The 7,529-nt window shown below is 44.9% G+C and carries 8 protein-coding genes; 3 read left to right on the top strand and 5 right to left on the bottom strand.

The genetic code is table 11. The features are described 5' to 3' along the window. Positions 1-869 (top strand): phosphoenolpyruvate carboxylase (locus ACP45E_RS02465; RefSeq protein WP_141707195.1); only part of this gene is annotated, 869 nt, incomplete at its 5' end. 520 nt (positions 870-1,389) lie between these two features. Beyond that, positions 1,390-1,929 carry a PadR family transcriptional regulator gene (locus ACP45E_RS02470; protein WP_017036783.1) on the top strand — a complete coding sequence of 180 codons (540 nt, stop codon included), beginning with the start codon at positions 1,390-1,392 and terminating at the stop codon, positions 1,927-1,929. 141 nt (positions 1,930-2,070) lie between these two features. On the opposite strand, the gene cysE is transcribed toward ACP45E_RS02470, so the two are convergent. From cysE to epmA, 5 genes are all read right to left on the bottom strand, one after another. Next, complete coding sequence (gene cysE / locus ACP45E_RS02475) at positions 2,071-2,892, bottom strand: serine O-acetyltransferase (RefSeq protein WP_017038301.1); 822 nt, start codon at positions 2,890-2,892, stop codon at positions 2,071-2,073. Positions 2,893-2,960: 68 nt separating this feature from the next. Next, positions 2,961-3,998, bottom strand: coding sequence for an NAD(P)H-dependent glycerol-3-phosphate dehydrogenase (gene gpsA / locus ACP45E_RS02480; RefSeq protein ID WP_069584663.1), 1,038 nt, complete (start codon positions 3,996-3,998; stop codon positions 2,961-2,963). Between the two features lie 160 nt (positions 3,999-4,158). Continuing rightward, the gene (secB, locus tag ACP45E_RS02485; RefSeq protein ID WP_017036786.1) at positions 4,159-4,629 is read right to left on the bottom strand and encodes a protein-export chaperone SecB; all 471 of its coding nucleotides are present in this window, start codon (positions 4,627-4,629) and stop codon (positions 4,159-4,161) included. 239 nt (positions 4,630-4,868) lie between these two features. Continuing rightward, a complete protein-coding gene (locus ACP45E_RS02490; protein WP_017038303.1) occupies positions 4,869-5,303 on the bottom strand; it encodes a rhodanese-like domain-containing protein in 435 nt (144 codons plus the stop codon). 232 nt (positions 5,304-5,535) lie between these two features. Then, complete coding sequence (epmA, locus tag ACP45E_RS02495) at positions 5,536-6,510, bottom strand: elongation factor P--(R)-beta-lysine ligase (protein WP_017038304.1); 975 nt, start codon at positions 6,508-6,510, stop codon at positions 5,536-5,538. A 381-nt stretch (positions 6,511-6,891) separates the two neighbouring features. Between epmA and ACP45E_RS02500 the strand changes: the two genes are divergently transcribed. Then, positions 6,892-7,529 (top strand): FAD-binding protein (locus ACP45E_RS02500; protein ID WP_141707196.1); only part of this gene is annotated, 638 nt, incomplete at its 3' end.

Genomic DNA, 7,529 nt, shown 5'->3' on the forward strand with positions numbered 1-7,529 from the left:
ACCGCTCTTCCGATCTGTTATCTCAGCCACCAAAAAGCTTGAAAGGCGGCTTACGAGTTACAGAACAAGGGGAAATGATCCGCTTTAAGCTTGGTTTACCTGAAGTGGCTGTCAACAGCTTCAATATGTACGCCAGTGCGATTTTAGAAGCGAACCTACTTCCACCTCCAGAGCCAAAACAAGATTGGCGCGATCTCATGGACGTATTGTCGGAAGTCTCTTGTGAGTCTTACCGTAATATCGTGCAAGGAGAGCCTGACTTTGTACCGTATTTCCGACAAGCAACACCAGAACTTGAACTCGGCATGTTGCCTCTCGGCTCTCGCCCTGCAAAACGTAACCCGAATGGCGGTGTTGAAAGCTTGCGTGCTATTCCATGGATCTTCTCATGGAGTCAAAACCGCCTTGTGTTACCCGCATGGTTAGGGGCAGGTGAAGCAATCCAGTACTCCGTTGATAAAGGTCACCAAGCGCTGTTAGAAGAGATGTGTCGCGAGTGGCCATTCTTCTCAACTCGTCTGGGTATGCTAGAGATGGTGTACTCAAAATGTAATATCGAGATTTCTCGCTACTATGACGAACGCCTTGCTGATCCATCGTTGTTGCCACTGGGTGATCGCCTACGTGAACAACTGCAAAAAGACATCAAAGCCGTATTGAATGTTGAGAACAACGAAAACTTGATGCAAAGCGACCCATGGGGCCAAGAGTCCATTCGTCTTCGCAGTATCTACGTTGAGCCACTCAACATGCTTCAAGCAGAATTGCTTCACCGGACTCGCCAAATGGACACACCGTCGGCGGAACTTGAAGAAGCACTGATGGTGACCATTGCAGGTATTGCGGCAGGTATGCGAAATACAGGGTAATTGATCGATTTCACTGCCTAATCTCGTGACTGTCCAAATAACGCGGCAAGTAACGGATTAGGTGACGCATTGATCAAAAAAACCAAAAAAGCAGCACTATTTTGTGCTGCTTTTTGTTTTTATTCTCTGGCTTTTTTGTTTTTATTCTCTATAAAAGTATAAAACGATTAAATTTCGCGATATAAAAATTATAAAATTATAAAATATGAAGAATGATAAACTAAACAAATAGCCTTATTGAGTTATTTATCAGTTTTTGTTGTGAATACGTCCATCTATTCCACTTTATGCTTATATTTAGATATAATACCGCCCCACTGCGATAACACACATATACTAATTATCTCGCAGGATCGACATCAGTTTAAATATAACTAGGTGATAAACGGCTTATAAAGGTGACAGAACCAACACGATAAAGTTGGTGTTGTTTAAACATAGAAATAATAAGTGCTACGAAGCACAACCAATGTTTAAACATCGTTATTTTGAAGTTTATTGACCTATTTGGATTTAAGACATGTCACTACCACACGTAATCCTCACTGTACTTAGTACACGTAACGCAACTGGATACGATATCACTAAAGAGTTTTCCGCTAGCATCGGCTATTTTTGGAAAGCAAGCCACCAACAAGTGTATCGTGAACTCAATAAAATGGCTCAAAACGAGCTCGTTACCTGTGTTCTTGAACCTCAAGAAGGCAAACCTGATCGTAAAGTGTATTCCATCACCGATGCTGGCCGCAGTGCGTTAGGTGAATGGTTTGATCAACCTACAGCACACCCAACCGTACGCGATGAGTTTTCTGCTAAATTAATGGCGTGTGCCGTACAAGACTCAGGTCCGTATCGCATTCAACTTAGCGAGTTAATTAAAGAGTCTTATAGCCTGGTAGCGCACTATCAAGAGATAGAAGCGGCTTACTACGCAACGCCAGCCACTCTCGATAAATCTCAACGACTAGAACGTCTCACCTTGCGCCGTAATTTATTACTTCGTCAAGCTTGGTTAGTTTGGGCGGAAGAAGTGCTCGCTGAGCTTAATGAAATCAAATAAACAGTAATGTGCATAAATAGACCTGAACTTGGGTTTATTTAAGGCTGGTCATAGAAAGCCAAAAGGACGATACCTGGGTATCGTCCTTTTTTATTCTGCTATTGCGTATTTTGCTGCTCGGGCACTTTAACGGTCAATACGCTAAATACCATCGCCACCAATAAAGCTCTGAGACTTACCATTAAACTGTTGGTCCATATCCAGTGATGGTTTGTCGGTTTTTGGTCGGCCGACTATTTTTGCCGGAACACCCGCCACCGTGGTATGAGCAGGAACCGCCTGTAAGACCACAGAACAAGAACCAATTTTGGCCCCTTCGCCCACTTCAATATTACCCAAAATCTTAGCACCAGCGCCGATCATGACCCCTTCGCGAATCTTAGGATGGCGATCACCACACTCTTTGCCCGTTCCGCCCAGCGTCACGTCTTGAAGTATGGAAACATCGTCTTCCACCACGGCGGTTTCACCAATCACAATACCTGTCGCATGATCCAGCATGATGCCGCGACCAATTTGCGCCGCAGGATGAATATCCACTTGGCAAGCTACAGAGATTTGATTTTGCAAGTAAGTCGCCAGAGCTATTCGGCCTTGTTTCCACAGCCAGTTTGCAACGCGATAGCCTTGCAATGCATGATAGCCTTTCAAATACAGGAGCGGCATAGAGTACATGGCAACGGCGGGATCTCGATTCACGGTCGCGCAGATATCACAGGCCGCGGAGTGACCGATGTCCGGATCCGCAGCAAAGGCTTGTTCAACCACTTCACGTACCGCCATTGCTGGCATAGATGGGGTTTTTAGTTTGTTCGCGAGGATATAGCTTAACGCCGCCGCCAAGCTATCATGATTAATAATGGTGGCATGATAAAAACTCGCCAACATTGGCTCTTGCTCAGATTGCTCTCGAGCTTCGCGAATGATCGCTTGCCATACTTTCTTTTTTTCACAATGCTTCATCAATCAATCCCTATTCCCAAAGCACCCTCAGCACCCTATTAACCAGAGCGCTGATCACAAGGTGTTTGTTACTTCCCTTCTGATTTTTTATCTCGCGCAAGCAAATCTTGCGCTGCGACACGTGTATCTTTTCCTTGATACAGCACTTGGTAGATTTGATCAACAATCGGCATCTCAACCCCCATTCGAGCTGCAAGCATCCACACTTCTTTGGTATTGCGGTAGCCTTCAACGACTTGGCCGATCTCTTCTTGGGCCTCTTCAACACCCTTACCCGAGCCTAGCGCTAGACCAAAACGTCGATTACGAGATTGGTTATCAGTACAAGTAAGCACTAAATCACCAAGCCCAGCCATTCCCATAAAGGTTTCTTTTTGAGCGCCAAGAGCTTCACCTAAACGTGTCATTTCAGCAAGACCTCGAGTAATCAATGCTGTTCGAGCGTTAGCACCAAAGCCGATACCATCAGACATACCTGCGCCAATCGCTATTACATTTTTGACTGCACCGCCCAGCTGCATTCCGGTAAAATCGCTGTTTGCGTAAACACGGAAAGTCTTACTGCAGTGAATTTTCTCTTGAAGATCCGCCACAAACTGATCATCTGGGGAAGCCACAGAAATCGTCGTTGGCATGCCCATCGCGAGTTCTTTAGCAAAAGTTGGCCCAGACAACACGGCCAATGAACGCCCTTCCCCTAGCACTTCATGAGCGACGTCTTTAAGCAGGCGACCTGTTTCAGGCTCAAGCCCTTTTGTTGCCCAGCAAATCCTTGTGTCATCGCGTAGATGCGGTTTTATGCTGCCTAATACAATGCTGAACACATGGCTAGGCACCACAACCAATAAATCTCGGCTTGCTTGAACGGCTTTCTCAACGTCCGACTCAACGATCAAGGATTCTGGGAAATCAATACCAGGAAGGAACTCATGATTAGCACGATCCGCTTCCAACCGCGCCATGTGTTCAGGCTCATGCCCCCAAATTACAACATTAGCGCCATTGCGAGCCAGAGAAATAGCCAATGAGGTACCGTAAGAGCCGGCACCGATCACCGTCATGGCGATCTCTTTTCCGTAAGCATTATTCAAATTTGAGTTAGTCATTCACTTTGCCTGATCACATTTTATAAGGATTCATTTACTGTCATTCTAAACAAAAAATGCACATCGCATCATTCTATTTAGATGCTTTGTGCATTTTCTTTAATAAGCTATCGATTCACTAGGCGTACCTTTCACCTCATCGCTGAAGTGAAAAACCGATTTACGCCTCTTTAGAAGCTTCGCCGTCTTTTGCTTGCTGCTGTAGGTAGTTCATGAACAATGCATCAAAGTTAACAGGTGCAAGGTTCAGTTGAGGGAACGTACCTTTAACCACTAGGCTAGAAATCGTTTCACGAGCGTATGGGAACAGGATGTTCGGGCAGAATGCACCTAAACAATGAGCCAGTTGACCCGCTTCCATGTTTCCAGCAGTGAAGATACCGCCTTGTTGAACTTCACATAGGAAAGCCGTTTCTTCTGCGTTCTTAACCGTCACAGTTAGACGTAGAACCACTTCATAAGTGCCTTCACCAAGCTCACGGCTTTGCGTGTCTAGGTCAAGTTTCACATCTGGTTGCCACTCTTTTTGAAACATAACTGGAGAGTTAGGCGCTTCAAAAGAAATATCTTTTAGAAAGATACGTTGGATAGCGAAATCTTGAGCTTGTTCTTGTGGTGCTGCTTCAGCCATGTGGGAATCCTTAAAATTTGGGTAATTTAATCTGTTTTCAGACTAACCGAGAGACGTCATCTTGCGCAAATAAATCCGCAGTTCCGTGGAAAGTATCACATCTCTTAACGATAAGTGCTGCCATTTTAGGCAACACATATTCAAGCTAGGCTTACTGTCGTCGCTAATGGGGCGACTTACTGGGTATTGCGCTCTATGTTTGCTGAGCACTATTTTCCTAGGCACTATTTTTCCGCGGACTACTTTTTGCCACGAACTAAAGGCAAGTTAGCTTCGCTCCAGCCTGACAAACCATTTTTCAGTAGCTTTACATTTTCAAAGCCTGCTTTTGCAAGTAGGTTAGCGCTTTCTACTGCGGTTTGACCTGTCTTACATACCACAATGATTGGGTTAGTTTTGTTCTTTTCAAGGCCGTTAAAGTTACCCGCTTTGATGTCAGACGGTAAAATGTGAACTGCGTCTGTAATGTGGCCTTTTTTGAACTCGTCTTTTGCGCGAACATCGACCACGATACCGTCTTCACGATTCATAAGTAATGTCACTTCAGATGCTGTGACATCTTTATACGCTGCTGTTGCGGCTTTGACAAAGCTCATAATTAAAGCGGCAAAAAGACCGACCCATACTAAAGATAGGATCATATTTTGTTGGAAAAAATCGATGTATTCTTGCATATCCTGCGCTCTTACTGTTTAGGGCTTAAAATTCAGTCAGGAGTATAGCGAGGAAGCGCCAAAGAGGCTAGTGAGGATAAGCTTCAATTGCAACTAGACGTGAAGTCAACCAGTTCTGCACAGCCTTTTAGCAGTGGACCGAGGATATATACTTTAGAAAAATGGATGACCAAGCTCCTATCACCTATCCGCGATCCATGTCTTTATAACTTAAAAACCAGTCGTCACTAACCTAAGCCCTAGGAAATGGAAACGCAGTCACTTCATCGATGTGTTTGCATTGCAGCGCTAGCATAATAAGGCGGTCGATCCCAAGTGCGACCCCTGCACAAGCGGGAAAACCGGCCCTTAACGCGGCAACCAAATGGTGATCGATGGGTTGCTCTGGTAAGCCCATTTCTACGCGCTTTCGGTTGTCGGACTCAAATCGAGCCAATTGCTCATCGGCGTCATCCAACTCATGGAACCCATTCGCAAGCTCAATCCCTTTAAAATACACTTCAAAACGATCGGATACTCGTTTGTCTTGCGTGTTGATTCTTGCCAATGCCGCTTGTGACGCGGGGAAGCCATAAACGAAAACCGGTTCAGTTTGGCCAATCTCTTTTTCAACGCCAATACTAAACAATAGCTGTAACAGCGTATCTCGGTCTTGTTCATCGTTGGCAATATCGCTCAAGCCAAGCGTAGAGGCTGACTGTTTTAGTCTCTGCATTGAGTCTTCTAATGGGCAAATGCCCAACACATCCATAAAAGCTTGCTGGTAAGTCATGCGTGTTGCCGTATTGCAACCAAGCGTCAATTGCAGAAGATCATCCATTTCATCCATCAACTTATGGTGATCAAAGCCTACTCGATACCACTCAAGCATGGTGAATTCTGGGTTATGGTAGCGACCATTCTCTTCGTTACGAAACGCCTTGCTCATTTGGTAAATGCACCCACTTCCCGCCGCTAATAAACGCTTCATATGAAATTCTGGACTGGTCATGAAATAGAGTTGGCAACCTTGCGCGTATTCAGGGCCAATAAAGGTCGTTTGAAAAGTATGTAGATGAATATCAGTGACCGTAGCATGGCTCATTGCTGGCGTATCCACCTCCATCACTTGTCGCTGATAAAAAAACTCGCGAATCTTAGCCAGTATAGCGGCGCGCTTTTTCAGTTGATGAATTGATGCACTGGGTTGCCAGGTTTGTCTCGTCATAAGAAGCTCTATTTAGCAAGTAACGTTTATGGCGATATTCTACCTTTAAAAAGCACACTCTAGAATGGTCATTGGAACACTTTCGGGGAGCGACAATCCTGTCAGCTAACTCCCTTCCGACCATTACTTCATGATATTGATCACACAAAATGGAATAACTATGCTCATGTTTGCATTTCCGACTAAAAAGGCTGACTGAATCAATTTATTCCTCATTCTGCTCTTCTAAACTGATTGTGCCGTTAAAAAGGCGGTCTGGAATTGAAGGGATAAAAATCCACTTTTTATCCCTATTTTGATTTCTGAATATAAAGACTCTAGGGCAGCGGAATAAAGCGTACCTAGTATTCAATAATATCAATTACTCACTGGAGGATAACTGTGAAAATACTCACCACAGATATCGCAGTCATTGGCGCTGGTGGCGCTGGTCTTCGTACTGCTATTGCAGCTGCGGAAGCAAACCCTGAATTAGAAGTTGCACTCATTTCGAAAGTTTACCCTATGCGCTCCCACACGGTTGCAGCAGAAGGGGGTTCAGCAGCCGTCGTCAAGGAAGAAGACAGCCTAGATAATCACTTCAACGATACTGTTGGTGGTGGTGACTGGCTATGTGAGCAGGATGTCGTTGAGTACTTTGTTAAAAACGCAACGCGTGAAATGATCCAAATGGAGCAATGGGGTTGCCCATGGAGTCGAAAAGAGAACGGTGAAATCAACGTTCGTCGTTTTGGTGGTATGAAAGTCGAGCGTACTTGGTTTGCGGCGGATAAAACCGGTTTCCACATGCTTCATACCCTATTTCAAACTTCGATGAAGTACGAGCAAATCAAACGTTTTGATGAGTACTTTGTGGTTGATCTGCTTGTTGAAGATGGCGAAGTTCAGGGCCTTATCGCTATTCATATGGCTGAAGGTGAACTCGTGACCATTAAAGCAAAATCGGTTGTACTCGCAACGGGTGGCGCTGGCCGTGTTTATCACTGTAATACTAACGGCGGCATTGTCACCGGTGACGG

Origin of the sequence: Vibrio genomosp. F10 str. 9ZD137 (genome assembly GCF_049974785.1) — a bacterium.
Classification (GTDB): Bacteria; Pseudomonadota; Gammaproteobacteria; order Enterobacterales; family Vibrionaceae; genus Vibrio.

What these genes read in the sequence shown, in the direction of transcription:
- ACP45E_RS02490 (WP_017038303.1), bottom strand. Translation starts at nt 5,303, where the DNA reads ATGCAAGAATACATCGATTTTTTCCAACAAAATATGATCCTATCTTTA.
- epmA (WP_017038304.1), bottom strand. Translation starts at nt 6,510, where the DNA reads ATGACGAGACAAACCTGGCAACCCAGTGCATCAATTCATCAACTGAAA.
- gpsA (WP_069584663.1), bottom strand. Translation starts at nt 3,998, where the DNA reads ATGACTAACTCAAATTTGAATAATGCTTACGGAAAAGAGATCGCCATG.
- secB (WP_017036786.1), bottom strand. Translation starts at nt 4,629, where the DNA reads ATGGCTGAAGCAGCACCACAAGAACAAGCTCAAGATTTCGCTATCCAA.
- ACP45E_RS02470 (WP_017036783.1), top strand. Translation starts at nt 1,390, where the DNA reads ATGTCACTACCACACGTAATCCTCACTGTACTTAGTACACGTAACGCA.
- cysE (WP_017038301.1), bottom strand. Translation starts at nt 2,892, where the DNA reads ATGAAGCATTGTGAAAAAAAGAAAGTATGGCAAGCGATCATTCGCGAA.